Raw genomic sequence first — 25,335 nt, 5'->3', positions numbered from 1 at the left:
GTTTCCAAAAGGTAAATCCCGCTCATGACCCAACCGGTTGTCACCCGTTTCGCGCCCTCTCCCACCGGCTTTCTGCACATTGGCGGCGCCCGCACCGCGCTGTTCAACTGGCTTTATGCCCGCGGCCGCGGCGGCAAGTTCCTGCTGCGGATCGAGGACACCGACCGCGAACGCTCCACGCCGGAGGCCACAGCGGCCATCCTTCAGGGCATGGAATGGCTGGGCCTGGATCACGACGGCGAGGTGATCAGCCAGTTCGAGCGCGCAGACCGCCACGCCGAGGTTGCCAAACAGCTTCTGGCGGAAGGCAAGGCCTACAAATGCTTTGCCACTCAGGAAGAAATCGCCGCCTTCCGCGAGCAGGCCAAGGCCGAGGGCAAGTCCACCCTCTACCGCTCGCCCTGGCGCGACGCTGATGAGGCCAGCCACCCGGACGCGCCCTATGTGATCCGCATCAAGGCGCCGCAGGATGGCGTCACTGTGATCAAGGATCAGGTGCAAGGCGATGTGACCATCCGCAACGACCAGCTGGACGACATGATCCTGCTGCGCTCGGACGGCACCCCTGTCTACATGCTGGCTGTAGTGGTGGATGACCATGACATGGGCGTCACCCATGTGATCCGCGGCGATGACCACCTCAACAACGCCGCCCGCCAGATGATGATTTACGAGGCGATGGGCTGGGACGTGCCGGTCTGGGCGCATATCCCGCTGATCCACGGGTCGGACGGCAAGAAACTTTCCAAACGCCACGGCGCGCTTGGCGCGCAGGAGTATCAGGCGATGGGCTACCCGGCTGCTGGCATGCGCAACTATCTGGCGCGTCTCGGCTGGTCGCACGGCGATGACGAATTTTTTACAGACAGCCAGGCCAAAGAGTGGTTTAACTTTGACGGTATCGGCAAAAGCCCGGCCCGGTTCGACACCAAAAAGCTGGAGAACCTCTGCGGCCAGCATATTGCCGTTAGCGATGATGCCGCACTGCGGCAGGAAATCTGCGCATATCTGGCGGCTGCTGGAGAACCGGCCCTGACTGACGCGCAGTCACAAGGGCTGGAAGCTGCGATGTATTGCCTCAAGGACCGGGCCCGCACCTTCCCGGAACTGCTTGAAAAAGCGCATTTTATCCTTGCATCACGGCCTCTTGAACGGGATGCGAAGGCAGAAAAAGCGCTGTCTTCTGTATCCGATGGTATACTGGAAGAATTGACGCCGCAGTTGCAAAATGCTAGCTGGGTCCGTGACGATCTGGAGGCGCTTCTGAACGCATTTGCAGAAGCACATGATACCAAGTTCGGCAAACTGGCAGGCCCGTTGCGGGCTGTGCTCGCGGGCCGGGCGGTAACGCCTTCGGTGTTCGATATGATGCTGATTCTGGGCCGCGATGAAACCATCGCCCGGCTCAAAGACGCTACAGGCTGACTTCGGTCTTTACGCCCGGGTAAGCCTGTTTTGATAAGACAACCCCTGCGCGAAATCGCGCAGGCGCTGCCCCGCATGAAGACGCCCGAGCGGCAGCTTTCGTGCCTGTAACAGGAAGGGACATCCATGACCGAGACACAGAAATCTGCCACGCTCAGCCTGAATGGCGAAAATTACGAGCTGCCCATTTTCTCGCCAACGGCCGGGCCCGATGTCCTCGACATCCGCAAGCTCTATGCGCAGGCAGGTGTGTTTACCTATGACCCGGGCTTCACCTCGACCGCCAGCTGCGACAGCACCATCACCTATATTGATGGCGGCAAGGGCGAACTGCTGCACCGCGGCTACCCGATCGACCAGCTGGCGTCCAAGTCGCATTACCTCGAGGTCTGCTACCTGCTGCTGTACGGCGAACTGCCGACCGCCGCTCAGCTGGAGGATTTCGAGACCCGTGTGACCCGTCACACCATGGTGCATGAGCAGATGCACAACTTCTTCCGCGGGTTCCGCCGCGACGCGCACCCGATGGCGACCCTGGTGGGCGTGGTCGGCGCGATGTCGGCCTTCTATCACGACTCGCTGGACGTGACCGACCCGTGGCAGCGCGAAGTTGCCGCCATCCGGCTGATCGCCAAGCTGCCGACCATCGCGGCGATGGCCTATAAGTACTCCATCGGCCAGCCCTTCGTGTACCCGAAGAACGACCTGGATTACTCGGCCAACTTCCTGCACATGTGCTTCTCGGTTCCGGCCGAGGAATATCACGTAAACCCGATCCTGAGCCGCGCGATGGACCGGATCTTCATCCTGCACGCCGACCACGAGCAGAACGCTTCGACCTCGACCGTGCGCCTGGCGTCCTCCTCCGGTGCCAACCCGTTTGCCTGTATCGCTGCGGGCATCGCATGTCTCTGGGGCCCGGCACACGGCGGCGCCAACCAGGCCTGCCTGGAAATGCTCAAGGAAATCGGCTCCGTTGACCGCATTCCGGAGTTCATCGAACGCGCCAAGGACAAGAACGACCCGTTCCGCCTGATGGGCTTTGGCCACCGTGTGTACAAGAACACCGACCCGCGCGCCAAGGTGCTGAAGCAATCCGCGGATGAAGTGCTGGAGCTGCTGGGCGTCGAAGACAACCCCCTGCTGCAGGTCGCCAAGGAGCTGGAGCGCACCGCGCTGCACGATGACTACTTCATCGAGAAGAAGCTGTTCCCGAACGTCGACTTCTACTCCGGCATCATCCTGGAGGCGATGGGCTTCCCGACCTCGATGTTCACCCCGATCTTTGCGCTGTCGCGCACCGTCGGCTGGATCTCGCAGTGGAAAGAGATGATCGCCGATCCGCAGAACAAGATCGGCCGCCCGCGCCAGCTGTACCTGGGCGAGACCCTGCGCGACTACGTCGACATCGAAAAGCGCTGATAGCTGCGTAGACAATCAGACAAACGCCCCGCACTTTGCGGGGCGTTTTTTATTAGCCGCCGATGCAATCAGCGGCCTTCTTCCCGCCTGCACTCCTAATCCCCATCTGCTGCGGCAGGCCAGAACGCGAAACAATCCCGGCGGCATCAGCTGACTGTTTCGTCGAGAATTTCAATATTTACGAGTATTTGTCTAAAAGTACTCAACTCAATACCAAACTACTTAGTTTACTCCAATCCGGTGGTGCGCGTGCCCCGCGCGCGTCGTTACAGAACGTCACCCGCCGGGCGGCTACAGGATTGAATAGATGGAATTTTTGATTTTGCTCGGTATCGGCCTGACCATAGGCGGTGTGGCTATGGCAGCGGACGATGATGATGACGGCGCCAGTGAACCGGACGCTACGGAACCGCCTCAAACCGAAGAACCCGTAAGTACCATCACCACGTCTGATGCAGCAGATGACTTGACTGCCACTGACCAGGACGAAACCATTTTTGCCAGGGGCGGAGACGATATCGTCGAAGGCCGCGGCGGCGATGACCGCCTGTTTGGAATGGACGGCACCGACATTCTGGTTGGCGGCACCGGCGACGACTTTGTGCGGGGCGGCGCCGGCGATGACTATCTTATCGACAACGACGGATCGGACACTCTGCACGGGGATGCCGGCGATGACAGGATCATCTCAACCAGCGGTATCGACGGCGAAGGAATTGTCGGCTTTTCGCGTGGGGTGGCCGACGGGTCCATCACGGATATCAGCGGCCTGTCCGGGTTTGTAAACCCGGATACGGATCTTGACGGCGATGCAGACAGCGTCTCAGCCGGGTATGGCGATGATACCGTGATCGCGGGGGATGGCGACACCATCTCTCTCGGCGAAGGACGCGACACTCTGGTGGTTGGTGATTGGGTCGCGTCCAACGATGACCCCGTTATCGTGACAGACTTTGACCCCGCCGAAGACCTGCTGGTCTACTCCTACAACGGCGACGGGCTGCCGCCCAGACTGTCGGTTCAGACCGTCGGCGACGGCAGCAGAGAAGGGCAAGGCTCTGCCCTGCTCTTTGCAGACAATGTATTCGTCGCACGGATCCAAGGCGCCGGCGGGTTGCTGACGGTCAGCGATGTTTCCATCGTCGACCGTTCTTCCGGCGGGTCCTTTTTCTCCTGACCGATCGGCCCCGTCCCCTGAGTGCCTGTCAGCGCCCCTCGAACTTCGCGGGGCGCTTTTCCATGAAGGCGGTCACCCCTTCCAGGAAGTCGCGGGTCTTGCCGCATTCCCCTTGCAGATGCGCCTCTTCCGACAGCTGTTCCATTAGGCTGCGGCCCGTGCTTTCGCGCAGGGCGGATTTGGTGGCGGCAAAGGCCTTGCTGGGGCCTTGCGCCAGATAGGCGGCACGCTCGCGCCAGCGGGCGTCGAACTCCGCATCCGGCACCGCTTCCCAGATCATGCCCCAATCGCTGGCCTGCTGCGCGCTGATACGGTCGGCAAACAGCGCCGCACCCATCGCCTTGGCCATACCGACCTGGCGCGGCAGGAACCAGGTGCCGCCGGCATCGGGCATCAGGCCGATCTTGCTGAACGCCTGCATGAAAAACGCGCTTTCACTGGCGATCACCACATCCGCCGCCAGGGCCAGGCTGGCGCCGGCGCCGGCTGCGGCTCCATTGACCGCGGCCACGACAGGCACCGGGCAATTGTAGATCGCCTCAACCATCGGCAGGTATTCGTCGCGCAGCGTGCGCTCCAGATCCAGGTCGCCGCTGCTGGAGGCATCGCTCAGGTCCTGGCCGGAGCAGAACGCATCGCCCGCCCCCGTCAGCACCACCGCACGCGCTTCTGCCGACGCCATCCGCACCGCATGGGTGATTTCCGAGCGCATCAGGCTGGTCAGCGCGTTCTTGCGGCTGGCACGGTTCAGGGTGATGACCGCCAGCCCGTCCTCTAGCGTGAACAGGATTTCCTTGTAGTCCATAGGGTTGCCTCATAAAGCTTGCGTCCCGCCCAGCCGTGCGCAGCGGGCCCGTTTGACGCTATGGTGACGTAAAGCCTGCCCGCCGGAAAGGCAGACCCGGCGTCAATCCTTCAGGATTTTGCGCAGCCGTTCCTGTTCTTCCGCACTCAGGCTCTGCTCTGCGGCTTTCGGCGCCCGGGCCCGGCCGCGAACATAGAATACCGCGATCACCAGCGCCGCCAGCAGCATCAGCGGGCCCGCCGCCCACAGCAGCCAGTTGGCACCGCTGGTGGTAGGCCGCAGCAGCACGTACTCGCCATAACGGGCGACGATGAAATCCATCGCCTCACGGTCGCTGTCGCCGGCCACCAGCCGCTCCCGCACCAGCACCCGCAGGTCGCGGGCCAGTTCGGCGTTGGATTCATCAATGCTTTCATTGCGGCAGACCAGGCAGCGCAGGTCCTTGGACAGCTCCCGCGCACGCGCCTCCAGCGCCGGGTCCGCCAGGATCTCATCCGGCTCCACCGCCAGAGCGGGCGACGGGGTGACGGCAGCTGCCGCCATAAAACCCGCCAGGGCGACAATCAGAAAACGCATCCGTTTCATTCCGCAGGCACTCCGCTTGCCGGTGTCTTGCGCGCGCCCGCAGCCACGCGGAAGCGCCGGTCGCTGAGGCTCAGCAGCCCGCCGAGCGCCATCAGGATGGTGCCGGCCCAGATCCAGTTGGCAAAGGGTTTGATATAGGTGCGCATGGTCCAGCTGCCGTCGGCCTGCTGGTCGCCCAGCACCACATACAGGTCCCGGGTCACCCGGTAGTCAATCGCGGCCTCCGTGGTCGGCATCTTGGCCACCGGATAGTCGCGTTTCTCCGGGAACATCACCGCCTCGGGCCGGCCGTTTCGGGTAACTTCGACGCGTCCCTTGGTGGTGAAGTAGTTCGGCCCTTGCTCGCGGTTGACATCCTGCAACACCAGCGTGAAGGCACCAACCTCAAACGGCTCGCCAATACGGGCCACGCGGATATCCTCCTGCTCCCAGGCGGTCAGCCCGGCAACGGCAAAGATGGTGACGCCAAGGCCGGCGTGGGCCGTGGCCTTGCCCCAGTCCGCCCGCGGCAGCCGCAGCATCCGCTGCAAGCGGCCGGATTTGCCGCTGCGCATCCACAGATCCGTCAGCGCACCGAAGACCACCCAGGACCCCAAGAACAGCCCGACCGGCCCCAGCGCAGACCGCCCGGTCTGCATCGACCAGGCCAGCACGCCCAGCGACACCGCCAGCACAAACACATAGCGCAGCTGCCAGGCGGTGCGCCCGATCCGGCCGCGCTTCCACGGCAGCATGGCGCCGACCGGCAGCAGCAAGCCCAGCACCACCATGAAGGGGGTGAAGGCCGAATTGAAGAACGGCGGGCCGACGCTCAGCTTCCGGTCCAGCAGCATCTCTGCCACGATCGGCCAGATGGTGCCGAAGAACACCACAAAGCAGCTGACCGCCAGCAGGATATTGTTCGCCACCAGCGCGCTTTCACGGCTGATCATGCCAAAAACGCCCTTGGCCTCCATCGCCTGCGCACGCGCCGCAAACAAGGTCAGCGCGCCGCCGGTGAAGAAGGCCAGGATGATCAGGATAAACACGCCCCGCTCCGGGTCGTTGGCAAAGGCATGGACGCTGGTGATCACGCCCGAACGCACAATGAACGTACCGATCAGCGAGAAGCCGAAGGCCAGGATCGCCAGCAGGATGGTCCAGCTTTTCAGCGCCTCGCGCTTTTCCACCACGATGGCGGAGTGCAGCAGCGCTGCGGCCAGCAGCCAGGGCATAAAGGAAGCGTTCTCCACCGGGTCCCAGAACCAGAAACCACCCCAGCCAAGCTCGTAATAGGCCCACCACGACCCCAGCGCGATGCCGATGGTCAGGAAGATCCAGGCGGCGAGCGTCCACGGCCGCACCCAGCGGCCCCAGGCGGCATCCACCCGGCCTTCGATCAGGGCCGCGACGGCAAACGAAAACGCCATGCTGAGGCCGACATAGCCGAGGTAAAGGAACGGCGGGTGGAACGCGAGGCCCGGGTCCTGCAGCAGCGGGTTCAGGTCCTGCCCGTCAAACGGCGGCACCGTCAGGCGCAGGAACGGGTTCGAGGTGAACAGGATGAAGGCAAAGAACGCCACCCCGATCGCCGCTTGCACCGCCAGCACCCGCGCCTTGAGCGTGGGCGGCAGCCCGCCGCCAAATACCGAGGCCAGCGCGCCGAACAGGCTGACGATCAGCACCCACAACAGCATCGAGCCCTCGTGGTTCCCCCAGGTGCCGGAGATCTTGTACAGCATCGGCTTGGCCGAATGGCTGTTCAGCGTCACCAGCTTCAGCGAGAAGTCAGAGGTGATGAAGGCCCACATCAGCGCGCCAAAGGAAAACGCGGTGAACAGGAATTGCGCCTGCGCGGCAGGCTCTGCCACGGCCATCCAGCCGGGCCAGCGTTTCTGCGCGCCGATCAAGGGGATCACGGCCTGCACGATAGCGATCATGAAGGCGAGGATAAGGGCGAAGTGGCCGAGCTCTGTAATCATGTTTTTTCCTATACGCCTGTCTGCCGGGAGGGCCAATGGCAAACGCCGCGCCATGCCGCCGCAGAGGGCAAAATGTGATCAGCCGCGGCGCGCTTTCCAGGCTTCCAGCGCTGGATTGTTCTCCGCCGCGGTGGCGTCCAGCCGGGCCGCCGCATCTGTGCGGGTGGCGGCGGCGGCAGGCGTATCGGCCCTGAGCCGCTCCAGCGCGGCGATATTTTGCGCCACCTGCGGCACCCGCGCCATGCTGGCAGCCAGGCCCTGCTGAAATTCCTGGCTCTTCACCTGATGGCGGGCGCCGAAGTAGAAGGAGACGATGACGCCCAGCAGCCACCACAGCGGCTCTGGCACCAACGCGAGCCCTTGCATTCTTGCAGCAAACCAGACCGGATCGCTGAGAGATGCGCCTAGCAGTGCAAGGGTCCCAAGCGCCAGCAGGGGGCGCGGCAGACGGTTCACCCCGTCCATGAACCGGTCAAAGCGGCTTCTGCCGCCATACTGAAACTCCGCCGCCAGCTGGCTCAGCGCAGCGTTCTGCAAATCGTGCGCGCGTGCAGCGCCTGCCTCCGCGTTTTCGCGAAAGACTTCAACGGCTTCCCGCAAGGCGTTGCGATGGCTACCAAAAATCAATCCGAATATATCTGCAATCAGCCCCATGCCGCGGTCCTCCGCTGAAAGTCGCCGCGGCTCAGGTGGTAGACTGGTGAAATGAACTCTTCGGCCCGCTTGATCCAGCCGCCCTTGCCGCCTGCACGGGTGCGCGCATATTTGCGGCTGGCCGGGCGCCGGTCCGCCAGACGGAAATAATAGTTGCGGCGCGCGACGCCGTAGGCGTCACGCAGGGCCTCCGCGCCGATCTCCGCCGCTTGGGTAGCGGCCCCTGCCGTCTGCGGGCCGATGGCACCATCAACAGCAACACCATAGCCCATCTCCCGCAGCAACCGCTGCAGAATGCGCACCGCGTTGCTGCCTGCATTCACGTACATGTCGAACACCGTGTCCTGCAGGCACTGCGGCAGGCTGCCAATCCGCGGCGACTCGAAATAGTGGGCGATGAAGATTTCTATCGCCTGGGCGCGGCTCAACGCCCGCACGTCTTCGACCCCGACAGCTCCATCGCCGGTCAGATCCAGCCCCAGGAGCCGCAGCGTGCCAATCGTCACCCCGTATTTCGTGGCCCCGCCGGGATCATCCGGATCATTCACAAACCCGCCTTCGCGCGCCACGATCTGTTGTGCAATTTCCTGAACGCTCTGCATGTCACCTCACCACATCCAACCGCAACAGGATGCCGCAAAGGCGCTAAAACCTTCTCACACAACCGTGCGCCGGCTGCGCAACACCCAACGGGAAACCGCGTCTGTTTGCTGGTGAGCCCAGAAGCAAAAAGCCCCGCAGGACGGCAGTCCTGCGGGGCCATTGATCTAAACCTGCGAAGGGCTCAGGTCCCGGGTTCCTGATAAACACCCTGTTCCTTCAACGCGTCCATGACTTCCTTGGGCATGTAAGTCTCATCATGTTTTGCCAGGATTTCAGTGGCTTCAAAGACGCCGTTCACGTAACGCCCGGTGCCAACCATGCCCTGGTTCTCCTCGAACAGGTCAGGCAGAACCCCGGTATAGGCGACGTTTACAGTCGCGCCGCCGTCCGTCACCGCAAAGCGCACGGTTTCGCCCTGGCCGCGCTGCAAGGAGCCTTCCGCCACCAGCCCGCCGATGCGGAACACCTCGGATGGCTTCGGCGGCTCCTCCATCACCTGGCTGGGCGAGCGGAAGTAGTTGATCCCGTCCCGCATGGCATAGCCGATCAGGGCGGTTGCCACGATCAGGGCCACCGCGGCAACCGCGATGACCTGGATCCGGCGCTGTTTCTTCAGGTTCTTCATGGTGTCCTCTATTCAGGCCCCAACAGCGCCGGCCCCTGATCAGGGGAACAGCGGCGCCATCATCAGACCTTCGGTTTCTTCCTCACCTAACATCAGGTTTGCGTTCTGCAAGGCCTGGCCGCTGCTTCCTTTTGTCAGGTTATCCAGTGCCGCAAAGACGATGGCACGGCCTTCGATCCGGTCCTGTGCCACGCCGATATGGCAGAAGTTGGAGCCGCGCACGTGATGGGTAGAGGGCGCCTCACCCAAGGGCAGCAGCTCAATGAACGGCTCATCAGCATAGGCTTTGGCAAAGGTATCATGAATCGCCTGCGCGTCGCCCTTCACATAGACGGTCGCCAGGATGCCGCGGTTCACCGGCAGCAGATGCGGGGTGAACTGCACCTTGACCGGGCGGCCTGCGATCTTGCTGAACTCCTGGTCGAACTCGCCCAGGTGCCGGTGGGTGCCGCCGATGGCGTAGGCATTGTAGCCCTCGCTCAGCTCCGCGTGCAGCAGGTTTTCCTTGAGCGACCGGCCGGCGCCGGAGACGGCGCATTTCAGATCCAGAATGATCTCGTCCAGGTCGATAACACCGGCTTCGATCAGCGGCCGCAGGGCAAACTGGCCGGTTGCGGCGTTGCAGCCCGTGCCGGCCACCAGGCGCGCAGATTTGATGTCATCCCGGTAGAACTCGGTCAGGCCGTAAACAGCCTCTTCCTGCTGCTCCAGCGCAGCGTGCGGATTGCCGTACCACTTCTCGTATTCCGCCGGGTCGCGCAGCCGGAAGTCCGCCGACAGATCCACGATCTTGAGGGTCTTGGGCAGCGCCGCGATCACCTCCTGGCTGGTCTTATGGGGCAGCGCGCAGAAGCAAAGATCGATGCCGGCAAAGTCGATCTCGTCGATCTTGCACAGCACCGGCAGCTCCATATGGCGCAGGTGCGGGAACACTTCGGCCATGGTCATGCCGGCCTTGCGGTCGGCGGACAGCGCCGCGATCTCGATGTTCGGGTGCTGCGCGATCAGCCGCACCAGTTCGGCGCCGGTGTAGCCGGAAGCGCCAAGGATAGCCACTTTATGGGTCATGTCAGACCTCGTCTTTCAATATGATATGCCGTTTCCGCAGCCATCTGCGGAGAGAAATACGGGGAAAGGCGCCCGCACACTTTGACCTGGAACAAGGTTCCGGACGGTCGGTGTTCAGGCCGCCTGAAAGGTGATTTCCCGTCGGAGAAACTGGGTCGCGCGGTCGCTGACACGGCCCGGGTTCCCGGTGGTGAAGAAGCCGCCACCGCCATTGCCGTACATGTCAGGATGGCGGGTCAGATAGTCTGCCAGGCTGTCCGCCACCAGATTGCCCTGGCTGAACACCTTGACCTCCGGCCCCAGCGCCTCCTGAAACGTCTGTTCCATCAGCGGGTAGTGAGTGCAGCCCAGAATTGCGGCCTCCGGATGCGGCATCTTGCGTTTCAGCGCATCAACGTGGGAACGCACCAGCGCCTCGGCCAGGATCATGTCGCCGTCTTCGATCGCGTCGACAACGCCGCCGCAGGCCTGCGCCTCTACATCTACGCCAATGGCGCGGAACGCCAGTTCGCGCTGGAAGGCGCGGCTGGCGACGGTCGCCGGGGTGGCGAACAGCGCCACATGCTGCACCGCGACCTCACGCGGGGGCGAGTTGTCGCCCCACTGGCGCTCGGTCAGCGCTTCGATCAACGGCACAAACACCCCCAGCACCCGCTTGCCCTTGGGCAGCCCGCCCTCCTGCATCCGGCGCAGCGCCGCGGCAGAGGCGGTGTTGCAGGCGAGGATCACCAGATCGCAGCCCTTGTCCCACATACCGGCCACGGCCGTTTTGGTCAGCTGATAGACATCCTCGGCATCGCGCACACCATAGGGCGCGCGGGCGTTGTCGCCGTAGTACAGGAAATTCACATCCGGCAGCCGCTTTTGCGCTGCGTCAAGGACGGTCAGCCCGCCCAGGCCTGAATCAAAGATGCCAACAGCCATAAAGCTCTCTCACGCGCGGTGTTTCTCCTCGAACTCAAACCCATGCGCATAGGATTTGAGCGGTACCGGAGACAGGTCATACGTCGCTTTGCGCAGGAAATCCATCATTGCTTTTGTGTCTTTGGCCAGCGGGTCCAATACGTCGCGGCCAATCGGCTCGCCGATAACGACCCTCACCGGGGTATCGACACGTTTGCGGAACTCCTTGATCAGCAGCCCCATCCGCAGTGTAACGTGCAAATGGCTGGCAATCTGGAACAGGCGTGAGGTGTGGCCGTCGAAGAAGACGGGAACCACCACCGCATCCGATTTAGCCACCATCCGCGCCGTAAAACCGCGCCAGCCCGGGTCCATCGGATGGTCAAAGGGCCGGGCCGCAGTGGACACAGTGCCGCCCGGGAAGATGCCGATGGCACCGCCCTGCCCCAGAAAGCTGAGCGCGTCCTTGCGGGTCTGCAGGTTGGTCTGCATGGCCTGCCGTGTCCCGGCGAAGTCCACTGGCAGGATCACCTTGCTCAGATCCTCCGCCTTGCGGAACACCTGATTTGCCAGAATGCGGAAATCTCCCCGCGTCTGGGACAGAATATGCCCCATCATCAGCCCGTCGAGGATCCCATAGGGGTGATTGGCAATCAGGATCACCGGCTTGTCCCGCGGAATGTTCGCCAGCGATCCTCTGGCCACGTCCAGCGACAGACCGTAGCGCTCCGCCATCACGCTCCAGAAGCTTCGGCCCGCGGCTACATCTCGTTCATATCCAGCCGCACGCCGGATCAGGCCGAGGCGCCCGGTGGAATTCTCCATCAGCCGGATCACCGCGCGGCCCGCGCGGGTGGAGGCCGAATGGGCATAGGAAATATCACGGGCAATATGGCGCTGCGCCTGCATCTGTGGCGGGTCTCCGTCTGGTGTCAGCGGCCAGATAAGGCCGGAGGCGCATTCTGCAATGGATGCGTAACAGGGGTGTGACGCTTTGCTGCAAGACCTGGCCGGGGTGCTTCCACGTGCCCTGGGGTGTCCAGATGCGCAAACGGCGCCGTGGAACGGCAAACGCCGCGCGTCAGCGCGGCGCCGGGCCCAACCGGGAGGGGCCATCCCAAGGATGGTCCGGAGCGGGCGGGAGTGCCCCGCCCTGCCGCAATGCCGTTCAGCGTTACTCGGCCGCCTGTTTTACAGCCGTGCCGCCCTGGCGCAGGGCAGCCAGCAGCTCTTCGCGGCGCTTCGCGGCCTTCTGTTCGTTTGCCAGTTTCACCGGTCCGAAGCCGCGGATCTGCAGCGGCAGCTCGGCCAGCGCCACCAGCGGCTCCATGATCTCCGCACGGGCTTTCGGCAGCCATTCCTGCATGTCGGCCTCATACTGTTTGATCAGCGCCCGCTCCATTTTGCGCTCTTCGGTGTAGCCGAAGATGTCGAGCGGCGTGCCGCGCAGAGACTTCAGCTTGGCGAGCACCCGAAACCAGCGCTCCATACCAGCGCCGAACTTGCGCTTTTGCGGGCGCCCGTTCGGGTCCGTGCCGCCCAGCATCGGCGGCGCCAAGTGATAGGAGAGCTTGAGGTCGCCCTCGAACTCCGCCTCAGCCTTGGCACGGCTGTCGAGCAGCAGGCGGGCCACCTCGTATTCGTCCTTGTAGGACAACAGTTTGTGGTAGCCCTTTGCCACAGCCTCCTTCAGCGCGGGATCGCTGATGCCGTCCAGCAGTTTCGCATAGCGCTTGGCCAGACCCTTGCCCTGGTAGGCCACCAGGTGATCGGCGCGGAAGGCGATTTTCTCGTCCAGCGACTTGGGCTTTTCCACCACCTTGGGCTGGATCAGGCGTGCCGCCTCTTCCGGGTGCAGCACCGCCCAGCGGCCGATGTCGAAGGCGCGTTTGTTGCGCTCCACCGCGGCGCCGTTCATCTCGATCGCCTGTTCGATTGCCTCGTGGCTGACCGGGATCAGGCCCTTCTGCCAGGCGCCGCCGAACACCATCATGTTCGAGAAGATCGAGTCGCCCATGGTCGCGCGCGCCAGCTCGGATGCGTCGAACAGGTCGAGACGGTCGCGCAGGCGGGCCTGCAGCGCCACCTCCAGCCGGTCGGTGGGGATCGCGAACTCAGTGTTGCGGGTAAAATCGCCGGTGATGATCTCGTGGCTGTTCACCACCGCGCCGGTCTGGCCGGAGGTGGTCAGGCCCAGGGTCTTGGCGCCCGCGCTCACCACCAGATCGCCGCCGATCAGCGCATGCGCTTCGCCGGTGGCGACGCGGATGGCGGAAATGTCTTCCGGCTTGTTTGCGATCCGGCAGTGGATGTGCACCGCGCCGCCCTTCTGGGCGAGACCGGCCATTTCCATCAAGCCTGCGCCCAGCCCGTCGATCTGCGCTGCCTGCGCCAGCACCGCACCGATGGTCACAACCCCGGTGCCGCCAACGCCGGTGATCACCACGTTATGGGTGCCGTCGATTGCCGGCAGCTCAGGCTTGGGCAGATGCGGCAGGTCGATATCGGCGGTGGCCTCCTTGCGGATCTTGGCGCCTTCCACCGTCACGAAGGACGGGCAGAAGCCGTTGAGGCAGGAGAAGTCCTTGTTGCAGGACGACTGGTCAATCGCCCGCTTGCGGCCCAGTTCGGTGTCCTTGGGCACGATGGAGACGCAGTTCGACTGCACGCCGCAATCGCCGCAGCCTTCGCAGACGTCGGAGTTGATGAACACCCGCTGGTCCGGATCCGGGAACTGGCCCCGCTTGCGGCGGCGGCGTTTCTCGGCGGCGCAGGTCTGGATGTAGATGATGGCAGAGACGCCCTCGATCTGTTCGAACTCGCGCTGGATCTTCATCATCTCGGCGCGTTCGTGCATCCGCATCCCGGCCGGGAACAGGGAGGCGTCCACGTCCTCCTTCTCGTCATAGACCACCGCGATGGTCTTGACGCCCATCGCCTTCAGCTCATGCGCGATCTGCTGCGCGGTCAGGCCGCCCTCGGCCTGCTGGCCGCCGGTCATCGCCACCGCGTCGTTGTAGAGGATCTTGTAGGTGATGTTGGTGCCTTCGGCGAGCGCGGCACGGATCGCCTGCACGCCGGAGTGGTTGTAGGTGCCGTCGCCCAGGTTTTGGAACACGTGCTTGCGCTTGGAGAAGGGCGCTTCGCCCACCCAGTTGACGCCTTCGCCGCCCATGTGGGTGAACCCGGTGGTTTCCCGGTCCATCCACTGAACCATGAAATGGCAGCCGATGCCCGCATAAGCGCGGGAGCCGTCCGGCAGCTTGGTGGAGCTGTTGTGCGGGCAGCCGGAGCAGAAATAGGGCAGCCGGGTGGCGATTTCCTCGGCGTTGTCGGCTCGGCGGGCCTCTGCCAGGCTCTCCAGTCCGGCGCGGAGCGCCTCGGTGTCGCGGCCTTCCTCGATCAGGATGTTGCCCAGCTTCTCGGCGATCATGATCGGGTCGAGCGCGTAACGGGTCGGGAACAGCTCGTCCCGGTGCATGGAGCCGGCGCCGCCCTTGTACCAGCCATAGACGCGGCGGCCCTGGCGGGTGTCAAAGATCGCTTCCTTGATCTGGATCTCGATCAGCTTGCGCTTTTCCTCGACCACGACGATCAGGTCCAGGTCTTCGGCCCAGTCGTTGAAGCCTTTCATGTCCATCGGCCAGGTCTGGCCCACCTTGTAGGTGGTGATGCCCAGCCGCTCGGCCATGTTTTCGTCGATGTTCAACAGCTTGAGCGCATGCACCAGGTCGAGCCAGTTCTTGCCCGCGGCGACAAACCCGATCTTGGCGCCGGGCTTGCCCCACACGCGCTTGTCCATCTTGTTGGCATGGCTGAACGCCTCTGCCGCAAAGCGCTTGTAATCAATGATGCGGTCTTCCTGACGGAACCGGTCGTCATCCAAGCGGATGTTGAGGCCATCCGCCGGCATGTCAAACTCCGGCGTCACCATCTGCATCCGGTCCGGGCGGGCGTCCACGACCGAGGTCACCTCGATGGTGTCCTTCATGGTCTTGAGACCGACCCACAGGCCCGAGAAGCGGCTGAGCGCATAGCCGTAGATGCCGTAGTCCAGGATCTCCTGCACGCCCGCGGGGCTGACAATCGGCAGGTAGCAATCCAGCAAAGACCATTCCGACTGGTGCAGTACGGTCGAGCTTTCGCCGGTGTGGTCGTCGCCCATCGCCAGCAGCACGCCGCCGTGCTTGGAGGTGCCGGCCATGTTGGCATGGCGCAGCGCGTCGCCGGAGCGGTCGACGCCCGGGCCCTTGCCGTACCACAGTCCAAAGACGCCGTCGTATTTGCCTTCGCCGCGCACCTCAGCCTGCTGCGCGCCCCACAGGGCGGTGACCGCCAGGTCCTCGTTCAGGCCATACTGAAAGGTGACATCCGCGGCTTTCAAGTGCTTTTCAGCGCGGCTCATCTGCAGGTCCACCGCACCCAGCGGCGATCCGCGGTAGCCGGTGACCAGGCCGGCCGTATTCAGGCCCGCCGCCGTGTCGCGCTGCTTCTGCATCAGCATCAGCCGCACCAGCGCCTGGGTGCCATTCAGCAGAACCGGCGATTTGGTCAGATCGTATTTATCATTGAGTGAGATCTTTTGCGTGCTCATCGTGGCCTCCTCAACCGGGATTAGCTTGCACATTCTGGCGCGCAGAATAGGTCATAATTGCTGACCTGAATAGCCGCTTTTTTTTCGTTTTCGCTCGCTTGCGCATCGAAAACTGATACATAACTAAGATTTCATATAGTCGGCCCCAAACGCACGGAAAGTAACGGATATGGATTGGGACAAGCTCAGAATATTTCACGCGGTGGCGGACGCGGGCAGCCTGACCCATGCCGGCGACAAGCTGAACCTGTCGCAATCGGCGGTCAGCCGCCAGATCCGTGCGCTGGAGGAAAGCCTGAACGCCACTCTGTTCCACCGGCATGCACGCGGGCTGATTCTCACCGAACAGGGTGAACTTCTGTTCGACGCTACCCAATCCATGACCAGCCGCCTGGACGCTGCCGCTGCGCGCATCCGTGACAGCGAAGAGGAAGTGTTCGGCGAGCTGCGGGTGACCACCACCGTCGGTTTTGGCACCCTGTGGCTGGCGCCGCGGCTGACCAAGCTTTACGAGCAGTACCCCAACCTCAAAATCGACCTGATGCTGGAGGAACGTGTGCTGGACCTGCCGATGCGCGAGGCCGATGTGGCCATCCGCATGAAGGAGCCCAGCCAAGCCGACCTGGTGCGCAAGCGGCTGATGACGGTGCGCATGGGGCTATATGCGACACCGGAGTATCTGGAGAAGCACGGCAACCTGGAAACCTCTGCAGACATTTCCCAGCACCGCCTGATCTGCCAGAACCAGAGTTCAGCGCAGGTCGGTTCTGCCGCCGTGCTGGGCAAGAAACTGATGGCGCTGGATCCGGCATCGCTGCTGACCGTGAACAACTACTTCGGCGTTCTGCAGGGTGTCCTGCACAATCTGGGCATCGGCATTCTGCCGGACTATGTGACAGAAGAGTTCCCGCAACTTGTCGAGGTGCTGCCGCACGAGGACCAGAACGAGGTTCCCGTATACTTGGCCTACCCGGAAGAGCTGCGTCATTCGCAGCGGGTCGGTGCGTTCCGCGATTTCGTCCAGTCCGAGATCATGGAACACCGCAAGCATATGAAAGCGCTGGGCAAGCTGTGATCCCGCCCGCCTCTGGATCAGTCCGCTCCTGCTGCGTTGCGGCAAGCGGACCTGCATCCGGACTGCCTTGCAAACAGAGCGCCGCCCCAGCCATGCAAAAACCGCATAGCAGCATTGACGCTCATTTGTTGTTAATCCCCTTGAAGGGGCAGGCCCGGAGCCCTAAATGAACCTCATGAAGGCGGCGGCAACGCCCCCCTTCATACCTCCCTGTTGGACTTCGGCCGAGCTTAGTGCTCGGCCTTTTTTTTGGCTGTAACCCATTGGCCTGTAACAGCTCTTAAGGCGCTGCAAACATCGGCCTCTGGTATTGGGCTAACTGTATGCATGTCTGTCTCCGGCCATAGACTGCCCCTGCTGGATAGCATCAGAATGAAAAAACTTGCCCGAAAACATTTGACGTTTCTTACCGTCTACATTCGCAATGCTTGTATTTTCAGCAGCTTGCCTGGCCCAAGCCGCAATTTCCGCCGATTTGACAACCCCGCAATGCCATCTTCTGCCCATCGAGACGGCGGCGGGCATGCTGCGGCGCAAAGACGCCTCCGGCGGCATCTGCAGTGGATTCGTTTAATTCCACTTCCCCCGCGCCCCGCCTTGCCCTAAAAGGCGCGCAATCGCAGCCATTGGGGACGTTTACGGATGCAGGAACCCGCCATCACGCCTGAATTGATTGCCAATCACGGGCTGAAGCCCGAGGAATACGATCTGATCCTCGAAATCATCGGGCGGGAGCCGACCTTCACCGAGCTGGGCATTTTCTCGGCGATGTGGAACGAGCACTGCTCCTATAAATCCTCCAAGAAATGGCTGCGCACCCTGCCAACCGACGGTCCGCAGGTGATCTGCGGCCCCGGCGAGAACGCGGGCATCGTGGATATCGGTGACGGTGATGCCGTTGTCTTCAAGATGGAAAGCCACAACCACCCCTCCTACATCGAGCCCTACCAGGGCGCGGCAACCGGGGTTGGCGGCATTCTGCGTGATGTTTTCACCATGGGCGCGCGGCCGATCGCCTCGATGAATTCGCTGTCTTTCGGCGAGCCCGCCCACCACAAGACCCGCCAGCTGGTCAACGGCGTGGTTGAGGGCATCGGCGGCTACGGCAACTGCTTTGGCGTGCCGTGCGTTGGCGGCGAAGTCCGCTTCCACCCCGCCTACAACGGCAACTGCCTGGTCAACGCCTTTGCGGCGGGCCTCGCCAAGACGGACGGCATTTTCTACTCCGCCGCCTCGGGCGTTGGCATGCCGGTAGTGTACCTGGGCGCCAAAACCGGACGTGACGGCGTTGGCGGCGCCACCATGGCTTCCGCGGAATTCGACGACACCATCGAGGAAAAGCGCCCCACCGTTCAGGTCGGCGACCCCTTCACTGAAAAGCGCTTGATGGAAGCCACGCTGGAGCTGATGCAGACCGGCGCGGTGATCTCGATCCAGGACATGGGCGCCGCGGGCCTCACCTGTTCGGCCGTGGAAATGGGCGATAAGGGCAAACTGGGCGTGCGCCTGGACCTGGAGAAGGTTCCGCAGCGCGAAGAGAACATGACCGCCTACGAGATGATGCTGTCGGAATCCCAGGAGCGGATGCTGATGGTTCTGAAGCCGGAGCTGGAAGCCGAGGCGCGTGCGGTGTTCGAAAAGTGGGACCTGGACTTTGCCATCGTCGGCGAGACCATTGCCGAGGACCGCTTCCTGATCATGCACAACGGCGAAGTGAAAGCCGATCTGGTGCTGTCCAAACTGTCCTCCACCGCGCCGGAATACGACCGCCCGTGGGTGGAAACCCCGGCAGCCGAGCCGCTGACCGACGCGGATGTGCCGACCATTGACCCGATTGACGGGCTCAAGGCGCTGCTGTCCTCGCCGAACTACGCAGGCAAGCAGTGGGTTTACGAGCAGTACGACACCACCGTGATGGGCGACACCCAGCGCCGTCCGGGTGCCGGTTCCGGTATCGTGCGTGTGCATGGCACTGACAAGAAACTGGCCTTCACCTCCGACGTGACCCCGCGCTACGTCAAGGCAAACCCGTTCGAGGGCGGCAAGCAGGCGGTGGCCGAGGCCTACCGCAACCTGACCGCCGTGGGTGCCAAGCCGCTGGCAACCACCGACAACCTGAACTTCGGCAACCCGGAAAAGCCTGAGATCATGGGCCAGTTCGTCGGTGCCATCAAGGGCATCGGCGAGGCGGTTGCCGCGCTCGACATGCCGATCGTCTCCGGCAACGTGTCGCTCTACAATGAAACCGACGGCAAGGGCATCCTGCCGACCCCGACCATCGGCGCCGTGGGCCTGATTGCCGCGGGCGAAGAGCCGATCATCGGCGAGGCGCGCGACGGCCATGTTGCCCTGCTGGTGGGTGAAACCGTCGGCCATCTGGGCCAGTCGGCACTGCTGGCGGAAGTTTTCAACCGCGAGGACGGCGACGCCCCGGCGGTGGACCTGGAAGCCGAGAAGCGCAACGGCGAGTTCATCCGCGCCAACCGCGAGCTGATCAAGGCCTGCACCGACCTCGGCGACGGCGGCCTGGCGCTGGCGGCGTTCGAAATGGCGGAGGAAGCCGGCGTCGGCGTGCAGATCGACGCGGGCGACACCCAAACCGTGTTTGGCGAGGACCAGGCGCGTTATCTGATCGCCTGCAACTTCGACCAGGCCGAAGCGCTGATGCTGGCCGCGGGCCAGGCGGGCGTCACCGTCACCACCGTCGGCAAGTTCGGCGGCGACATGGTGAAGATCGGCGGCTCTGAGGCGCCGCTGGCCGAGCTGAAGGAGATCTTCCGCTCCAGCTTTGCCGCTGCTGTAGCCTGACCGCTCGCACCGCCGGGCAGCGCTCGTTACAATACAAAGGGCGGGATGGCACAGCCGTCCCGCCTTTTCCTTTGACCGGGGACCTGCCCATGACCCTTCCCGACCTGAAAGAGGATTGCAGCCGCTGCGCGGGCCTTTGCTGCGTGGCCTATCCGTTTGAAGCGCAAGAGGATTTCGGCCTCCTGAAGGACGCGGACACCCCCTGTCCCAATCTCGCTCCGGACTTCCGCTGCACCATCCACGAGGATCTGGAAGCCTGCGGTTTTGGCGGCTGCGTGGCCTATTCCTGCGCCGGTGCCGGCCAGCGGGTGACTCAAGACCTTTTTGACGGCGAAACCTGGCGGGATGACCCGGACCTGCTGACCCACATGACTCGCGCCCTGCGGGTGCTGCGCCCGATCCACGAGGCGCTGCTGGTGCTGCAGGAGGCCGCCGCCCTGCCCCTGCCGGAAGACCTGCAGGCCCGGTGTTCTGAGCTGACCCGTGCGCTTTGCCCGGAAAACCCGGCTTCAGTCTGGGATTTCGAGGATGACAGCGTGCAAGAGGCCCTGGCCAGTCTTCCTGACTTCGTCGAAAGCCTCGCGCCCTTCGCCCAGGACGGCTGCTAATCCTGCTTGCACAGCCCCCGGCGCCCCCCTACATTTTTACCGAACTAGACAAAGGACTTCCCCGGATGCCCATGCAAGCCCATGAAATCGAAGAACTGCTGCGCGAAGCCTTCCCGGACGCCGAAATCCAGGTCGGCGGCACCGATGGCGTTCACATGTCGGCGATGGTTGTCGACGAAAGCTTCCGCGGCAAAAACCGCGTCCAGCAGCAGCGCGCCGTGTATGCCGCGCTGAAAGGCAAGATGGACGGGCCTGACGGAGAGTTGCACGCCCTGGCGCTGACCACCAAGGCGCCGGAGTAGGATTCGTGTCTCTCTTCGCTTCCATCCTGGTGCTCGGCATTGTGGTCATGACCGCGATTGTCGCGGCCGTGTCCCAGCGCCGCCGCCCGCTGGAGGAGGACGATGAGGACCCGGACTACCACACCCTGCGCTCAGACTATCAGTCGGGGATGGGCGGCGGCTCCGTCCGCACGTGGAAAGTCCCGAAAGACCCGCAGGAATACGCACGATTTTTCGTTCCCAAGAACAAGGCGAAATAGCGTTGCACTGAGCCCCGCATCGCCTGCGGGGCGGATTGGCAAAACCCGCGAAACTGCCTATATGACGGCCAACGCAAACGGCGCAGCAGCCGAAAGGATACTGACTTATGACCGACGCAAAGACCCGCATCGACGAAACCGTCAAAGCCAATGACGTGGTGCTCTACATGAAAGGCACCAGGGAAATGCCGCAGTGCGGCTTTTCCTCGCGTGTGGCGGCGGTGCTGAACTATATCGGCGTGGACTACACCGACGTGAACGTCCTGGCGGATGAAGAGATCCGCGCGGGCATCAAGGACTACTCCGACTGGCCGACCATTCCGCAGCTTTACGTCAAAGGCGAGTTCGTCGGCGGCTGCGACATCATCACCGAGATGACCCTGTCGGGCGAGCTGGACGGCATGTTCGAGGACAACGGCATCGCCTTCAACAAGGACGCCGCCGACAAGATCCGCGAAGCCAACGGCTGATCGCGGCTTCTGCTGTAAAAGGAAAAAGGCGCCCTGCGGGGCGCCTTTTTTCGTTTCGGAAAGACTTAAGGGAACGGTGCCCTCAGCCCGCGGATTTTTCTTCGATCTCCTGGGCCAGCGCCTCGCTTCGGGCCGCGATCTCGGCCAGCGCCTCGGTGACCATCGGCGGCACTACCGGCACTTCAACACGCTCCGGTTCCGGCGCTGGCGCGTTCTTCAGCGCCTCCAGCTCCTGCACTCGCTCGGCCAGTTCAGCCTCCACTTCCTTGATCCGGTCTTCGACGGCAGCGGTCTTGTCCGCCAGCATCAGCCCGGCCATCAGGAGCATCCGCGCCTCGGGCATGCGGCCGATCTGATCCGACAGCACCTGCGCCTCATCGTCCAGCATCTTGGCGGCAGAGTGCAGATAGCTCTCCTCGCCCTCCTGGCAGGAGACCTCAAAGCCGCGGCCGCCGATATGAATGGTCACTTCGGGCATCAGACTTCCTCTCCTTCGGGCAGGTTGCGGGCGTTGGCCAAGAGCGGCTCCAGCTTGGCCAGAACCGCGTTCACTTGAGCCTGGTCGCTGGCCTGGGCTGCGCGCAGGCCCTCAATTTCGGCTTCCATCGAGGCATTGATCAGCCCGGCATCGCCCAAGCCCTGGGCGTTGGCCTCGCGCAGCGCCGCGTTGGAGGCGCGCAGCTCCTCATTGGCCTGGCGAAGCTGCTGCAGTTCGGTATCCAGCCGCAGCAGGGCTTCGTTCTGGCGTTCAATCTCAGCACTCATGCCGGACTCTGCGGCAGGCGCTGCCGCGGCTTGCCCGCCATTCTCCTCAGCCTCTTCCAAGCGGGCTTTCAGGCTGTCGTTTGCAGCCTGAATCTCGGTGAGCTGATCCTCCAGCTTCTCTTTCTCGCTCGCCGCCGTATTGGCGGCGGCTTCCAGCTGGCCCCTGAGACGCTCAACCTCAGCCCGCAGCGCTTCCTTCTCTGCCGGGTCGCCCGCCTCATTGCGCAGCAGCTGCAGCTCCGCCTCCATGGCCGCAACATCACCGCCATCGGCAGGTGTCTTGCTTTCGGCCTCCTGCAGTCGGGCGTGCAGTACCTTTACCCGCTCTTCCAGCTGGGCGTTGGCGGTTTTTTCTTCGTCCAGCGCCTGCTCCAGCGCCTCATTTGCAGCACTTGCCGCAGCCGCTTCCGCTGCCTGGGCAGCTTCGGCTACGGCTTCAGCCGCCTTGACCTTGTCCGCCTCGCGGGCCTCCTGCAGCGCTGAGGTGCCCGCACTGATGCGCTCCAGCGCGGCCTGGATGCGGCCTTGCAATTCTTCGATCTGGTTCATGCCTGTCCCTCACCCGTCCACATCAGTTCACTCTTTTTCCGGCACCTGCGCAAATCGCGCACGCGCCGCTGACATGGGGCCAGCTATTCCCCTTCAGGGATAAAACACCCCCCCTTGTCTTTCAACCACTTGCCGCGCCAACTTCGCGCAAGCCAGCAGACATGCGCGCAACCATGCTTGATCTTTGGCTCATCGCTGTTATTGAGCGCAGCAATTGCCTGTAACGCCAAAGGAACAATCCAAGTGGACCTGACAGCCCTGCGCACCGCCAATCCCGAGCATTGGAACAAGGCCGCCGCAATCCGCGCGCTGGCTCTGGACGCCGTCGCCGCCGCCAACTCCGGCCACACCGGTATGCCCATCGGCATGGCCGATGTGGCGACCGTGCTGTTCGAAAAGCACCTCAAATTTGATGCATCCAACCCGTCCTGGCCGGACCGCGACCGGTTCATCCTTTCGGCGGGCCACGGCTCGATGCTGATTTATTCGCTGCTCTACCTGGCCGGCGACAAGCAGGTCACCCTGGATCAGATCAAGAACTTCCGCCAGATGGGCGCGATCACCGCGGGCCACCCGGAGAACTTCCTGGTTGATGCCGTCGAAGTGACCACCGGCCCGCTGGGCCAGGGCATCTCCAACGCCGTCGGCTTTGCTATGGCAGAGGAAATGCAGCGTGCCCATTACGGCCGCAAGGTCGTGGATCACCACACCTATGTGATCGCCGGCGACGGCTGCCTGATGGAAGGCATCAGCCAGGAAGCCATCGGTCTTGCAGGCCGCCACTCCCTCGGCAAGCTGATCGTGTTCTGGGATAACAACAACATCACCATCGACGGCACCGTTGAACTGTCCGACCGCACCAACCAGGTGCAGCGCTTCAAGGCGTCGGGCTGGCAGGTGCTGGAAATCGACGGCCACGACCCCAAGGCCATCGACGAGGCCATCGAGGCAGCCAAGAAGTCCAAGAAGCCTTCGATGATCGCCTGCAAGACCCACATCGCCCTGGGCCACGCCGCGCAGGACACCTCCAAAGGCCACGGCGCGCTGACCGATCCCGAGCAGCTGCAAGCGGCCAAGGACGCCTACGGCTGGACCGGCGGCCCGTTCGAGGTTCCCGCGGACATCAAGTCCCAGTGGGAAGAAATCGGCGCCCGCGGCAAGTCCGAACGCGAAGCCTGGGAAGCCCGCTTTGCCGAGCTCTCGCAGCAGAAGCAGGACCGCTTCAACCGCGCCTATGCACTGGAAGCGCCCAAAAAACTGTCCGCCGCCATCAAGGCGCTGAAAAAGCAGGTGAGCGAGGAGCAGCCCAAGGTTGCGACCCGCAAGTCGTCCGAGATGGCGCTGGCCGTCATCAACCCGCTGATGCCGGAAACCGTGGGCGGCTCTGCCGATCTCACCGGCTCCAACAACACCAAGACCGGCGATCTGGGCGTCTTTGACACCGACAACCGCAAGGGCCGCTATGTCTACTGGGGCATCCGTGAGCACGGCATGGCCGCAGCGATGAACGGCATGGCCCTGCACGGCGGCATGCGCCCCTACGGCGGCACCTTCTTCTGCTTCACCGACTATGCCCGCCCGGCGATGCGCCTGGCTGCCCTGTCCAAGATCCCGACCGTTTTCGTGATGACCCACGACTCGATCGGCGTCGGCGAAGACGGTCCGACCCACCAGCCGGTCGAGCATCTGGCCATCTGCCGCGCGACCCCGAACACCTATGTGTTCCGCCCGGCCGACACTGTCGAGACCGCCGAAGCCTGGGAAATCGCCATCACCGCCAAGGAAACCCCCTCCGTGCTGGCCCTGACCCGTCAGAACCTGCCCACCGTGCGGACCGAGCACAAGCTGACCAACATGGTGGAAAAAGGCGCCTATGTTCTGGCCGAGGCCGAGAACAAGCGCCAGGTGATCCTGATCGCCACCGGCTCCGAGGTCTCCGTCGCGATGGAAGCCAAGGCCAAGCTGGAAGCCGAAGGCATCGGCACCCGCGTCGTCTCCATGCCTTGCATGGAGCTGTTTGCCGAGCAGGACGAAGCCTACCGCCGCAAGGTCCTGCCCGCGGGCCCGGTGCGTGTCGGTATTGAGGCTGCCATGCGCGCCGGCGGCTGGGACCGCTGGCTGCTGGGCGAGCGCGGCCAGGAGAAGAAAGCCGGGTTCGTCGGCATGGACCGCTTCGGCGCCTCTGCGCCAGCGGGTGAGTTGTTCGAGAAGTTCGGCATCACCGCTGAGGGCACCGTCGCCAAGGTGAAAGAGCTGCTGGGCTGACCGGCCAGTCGATACAGAAAACAAGAGAGGGCACCCGATTGGGTGTCCTTTTTTTATGGGGTTTTTCGTCGAAATCCCGGCAACCGCCCTCTAGCGTCACACCATAGCTGAAGGAGTGAACGCATGGCACGTGTCAAGAAAATTAAGAAAACCAAAGTCGAAAAGCCGATATACTTTGTGAAGCTCATTGACCAAACCAGCCCGAAATTCGCGCACAATGCCATCCAGGCAAACAAGGATGTGATCTGGACCTACAGCTATTGGCCGGAAACAAACACGCGCAACCGGGGTGAGCTACAGATCGAAATGGACCTTCGCAAGATGAAGAAAAAGAATGAAAATGCTCAAAGCAGGGCCATGAATGACGCCGCCGTCGCAGCCGTTCAAGGTCATGTGGGAACCGCGTTTGAGGTCAAACTCACAAGCCGCTGA

Annotated in this window: 23 protein-coding genes; 11 read left to right on the top strand and 12 right to left on the bottom strand. The window is 63.1% G+C overall.

Annotated elements, in window-relative coordinates:
* The first annotated feature begins 24 nt into the window (after positions 1-24).
* From gltX to ACXAED_RS17840, 3 genes are all read left to right on the top strand, one after another.
* Complete coding sequence (gene gltX, locus ACXAED_RS17850) at positions 25-1,425, top strand: glutamate--tRNA ligase (RefSeq protein WP_475051954.1); 1,401 nt, start codon at positions 25-27, stop codon at positions 1,423-1,425.
* Positions 1,426-1,551: 126 nt separating this feature from the next.
* Positions 1,552-2,847, top strand: coding sequence for a citrate synthase (locus tag ACXAED_RS17845; protein ID WP_027237699.1), 1,296 nt, complete (start codon positions 1,552-1,554; stop codon positions 2,845-2,847).
* Positions 2,848-3,154: 307 nt separating this feature from the next.
* A complete protein-coding gene (locus ACXAED_RS17840) occupies positions 3,155-4,024 on the top strand; it encodes a calcium-binding protein (protein WP_475051952.1) in 870 nt (289 codons plus the stop codon).
* A 28-nt stretch (positions 4,025-4,052) separates the two neighbouring features.
* Here ACXAED_RS17840 and ACXAED_RS17835 read toward each other — a convergent pair whose 3' ends face one another.
* From ACXAED_RS17835 to ACXAED_RS17790, 10 genes are all read right to left on the bottom strand, one after another.
* On the bottom strand, positions 4,053-4,829 hold the full coding sequence (locus tag ACXAED_RS17835) for an enoyl-CoA hydratase-related protein (RefSeq protein WP_475051950.1): 777 nt from the start codon (positions 4,827-4,829) through the stop codon (positions 4,053-4,055).
* A 102-nt stretch (positions 4,830-4,931) separates the two neighbouring features.
* A complete protein-coding gene (locus ACXAED_RS17830; protein WP_475051948.1) occupies positions 4,932-5,414 on the bottom strand; it encodes a cytochrome c-type biogenesis protein in 483 nt (160 codons plus the stop codon).
* Entirely contained in the window at positions 5,411-7,375 is a 1,965-nt protein-coding gene (locus ACXAED_RS17825; protein ID WP_475051947.1) for a heme lyase CcmF/NrfE family subunit, read from the bottom strand. Before ACXAED_RS17825 ends, ACXAED_RS17830 begins: the two co-directional genes overlap by 4 nt.
* A 78-nt stretch (positions 7,376-7,453) precedes the next feature.
* The gene (locus ACXAED_RS17820; protein ID WP_475051945.1) at positions 7,454-8,029 is read right to left on the bottom strand and encodes a holin family protein; all 576 of its coding nucleotides are present in this window, start codon (positions 8,027-8,029) and stop codon (positions 7,454-7,456) included.
* A complete protein-coding gene (locus ACXAED_RS17815) occupies positions 8,020-8,631 on the bottom strand; it encodes a holin-associated N-acetylmuramidase (protein WP_475051943.1) in 612 nt (203 codons plus the stop codon). Before ACXAED_RS17815 ends, ACXAED_RS17820 begins: the two co-directional genes overlap by 10 nt.
* A gap of 182 nt (positions 8,632-8,813) precedes the next feature.
* Entirely contained in the window at positions 8,814-9,257 is a 444-nt protein-coding gene (gene ccmE, locus ACXAED_RS17810; RefSeq protein ID WP_475051941.1) for a cytochrome c maturation protein CcmE, read from the bottom strand.
* A 39-nt stretch (positions 9,258-9,296) separates the two neighbouring features.
* Complete coding sequence (gene argC / locus ACXAED_RS17805; protein ID WP_475051937.1) at positions 9,297-10,325, bottom strand: N-acetyl-gamma-glutamyl-phosphate reductase; 1,029 nt, start codon at positions 10,323-10,325, stop codon at positions 9,297-9,299.
* A 114-nt stretch (positions 10,326-10,439) separates the two neighbouring features.
* Positions 10,440-11,249 carry a glutamate racemase gene (locus tag ACXAED_RS17800; protein WP_475051936.1) on the bottom strand — a complete coding sequence of 270 codons (810 nt, stop codon included), beginning with the start codon at positions 11,247-11,249 and terminating at the stop codon, positions 10,440-10,442.
* A gap of 9 nt (positions 11,250-11,258) precedes the next feature.
* Complete coding sequence (locus tag ACXAED_RS17795; RefSeq protein ID WP_475051935.1) at positions 11,259-12,137, bottom strand: lysophospholipid acyltransferase family protein; 879 nt, start codon at positions 12,135-12,137, stop codon at positions 11,259-11,261.
* Between the two features lie 265 nt (positions 12,138-12,402).
* Positions 12,403-15,822 carry an indolepyruvate ferredoxin oxidoreductase family protein gene (locus tag ACXAED_RS17790; protein WP_475051934.1) on the bottom strand — a complete coding sequence of 1,140 codons (3,420 nt, stop codon included), beginning with the start codon at positions 15,820-15,822 and terminating at the stop codon, positions 12,403-12,405.
* Positions 15,823-15,991: 169 nt separating this feature from the next.
* Here ACXAED_RS17790 and ACXAED_RS17785 point away from each other — a divergent pair, with 169 nt between their 5' ends.
* The 6 genes from ACXAED_RS17785 to grxD all read left to right on the top strand — a co-directional run bounded on the left by ACXAED_RS17785 (position 15,992) and on the right by grxD (position 21,324).
* Positions 15,992-16,897, top strand: coding sequence for a LysR family transcriptional regulator (locus ACXAED_RS17785; protein ID WP_475051932.1), 906 nt, complete (start codon positions 15,992-15,994; stop codon positions 16,895-16,897).
* A gap of 642 nt (positions 16,898-17,539) precedes the next feature.
* Positions 17,540-19,705 (top strand): phosphoribosylformylglycinamidine synthase subunit PurL, encoded by a 2,166-nt coding sequence (gene purL, locus ACXAED_RS17780; protein ID WP_475051929.1) that lies wholly within the window; start codon positions 17,540-17,542, stop codon positions 19,703-19,705.
* A gap of 89 nt (positions 19,706-19,794) precedes the next feature.
* Positions 19,795-20,313, top strand: a complete 519-nt coding sequence (locus tag ACXAED_RS17775; protein ID WP_475051928.1) for a hypothetical protein — start codon at positions 19,795-19,797, stop codon at positions 20,311-20,313.
* Between the two features lie 65 nt (positions 20,314-20,378).
* Complete coding sequence (locus tag ACXAED_RS17770; RefSeq protein WP_027237713.1) at positions 20,379-20,615, top strand: BolA family protein; 237 nt, start codon at positions 20,379-20,381, stop codon at positions 20,613-20,615.
* Positions 20,616-20,620: 5 nt separating this feature from the next.
* A complete protein-coding gene (locus ACXAED_RS17765; protein ID WP_475051926.1) occupies positions 20,621-20,854 on the top strand; it encodes a hypothetical protein in 234 nt (77 codons plus the stop codon).
* Between the two features lie 107 nt (positions 20,855-20,961).
* Positions 20,962-21,324, top strand: coding sequence for a Grx4 family monothiol glutaredoxin (gene grxD, locus ACXAED_RS17760; protein ID WP_475051924.1), 363 nt, complete (start codon positions 20,962-20,964; stop codon positions 21,322-21,324).
* An 82-nt stretch (positions 21,325-21,406) separates the two neighbouring features.
* Here grxD and ACXAED_RS17755 read toward each other — a convergent pair whose 3' ends face one another.
* Positions 21,407-21,802 carry a cell division protein ZapA gene (locus ACXAED_RS17755; protein WP_475051922.1) on the bottom strand — a complete coding sequence of 132 codons (396 nt, stop codon included), beginning with the start codon at positions 21,800-21,802 and terminating at the stop codon, positions 21,407-21,409.
* The gene (locus ACXAED_RS17750) at positions 21,802-22,638 is read right to left on the bottom strand and encodes a coiled-coil domain-containing protein (protein ID WP_475051920.1); all 837 of its coding nucleotides are present in this window, start codon (positions 22,636-22,638) and stop codon (positions 21,802-21,804) included. Before ACXAED_RS17750 ends, ACXAED_RS17755 begins: the two co-directional genes overlap by 1 nt.
* Before the next feature lie 243 nt (positions 22,639-22,881).
* Here ACXAED_RS17750 and tkt point away from each other — a divergent pair, with 243 nt between their 5' ends.
* Together tkt and ACXAED_RS17740 are read left to right on the top strand one after the other, a co-directional pair.
* Positions 22,882-24,903: a transketolase gene (gene tkt / locus ACXAED_RS17745; protein WP_475051919.1), complete on the top strand. Its 2,022-nt coding sequence runs from the start codon at positions 22,882-22,884 to the stop codon at positions 24,901-24,903.
* A 123-nt stretch (positions 24,904-25,026) separates the two neighbouring features.
* Complete coding sequence (locus ACXAED_RS17740; protein ID WP_475051916.1) at positions 25,027-25,335, top strand: hypothetical protein; 309 nt, start codon at positions 25,027-25,029, stop codon at positions 25,333-25,335.

The organism is Leisingera sp. ABM4_103 (assembly GCF_056158685.1).
The sequence above is the reverse complement of the archived record's forward strand: the minus strand, read 5'-3'. Positions and strand labels throughout refer to the sequence as shown.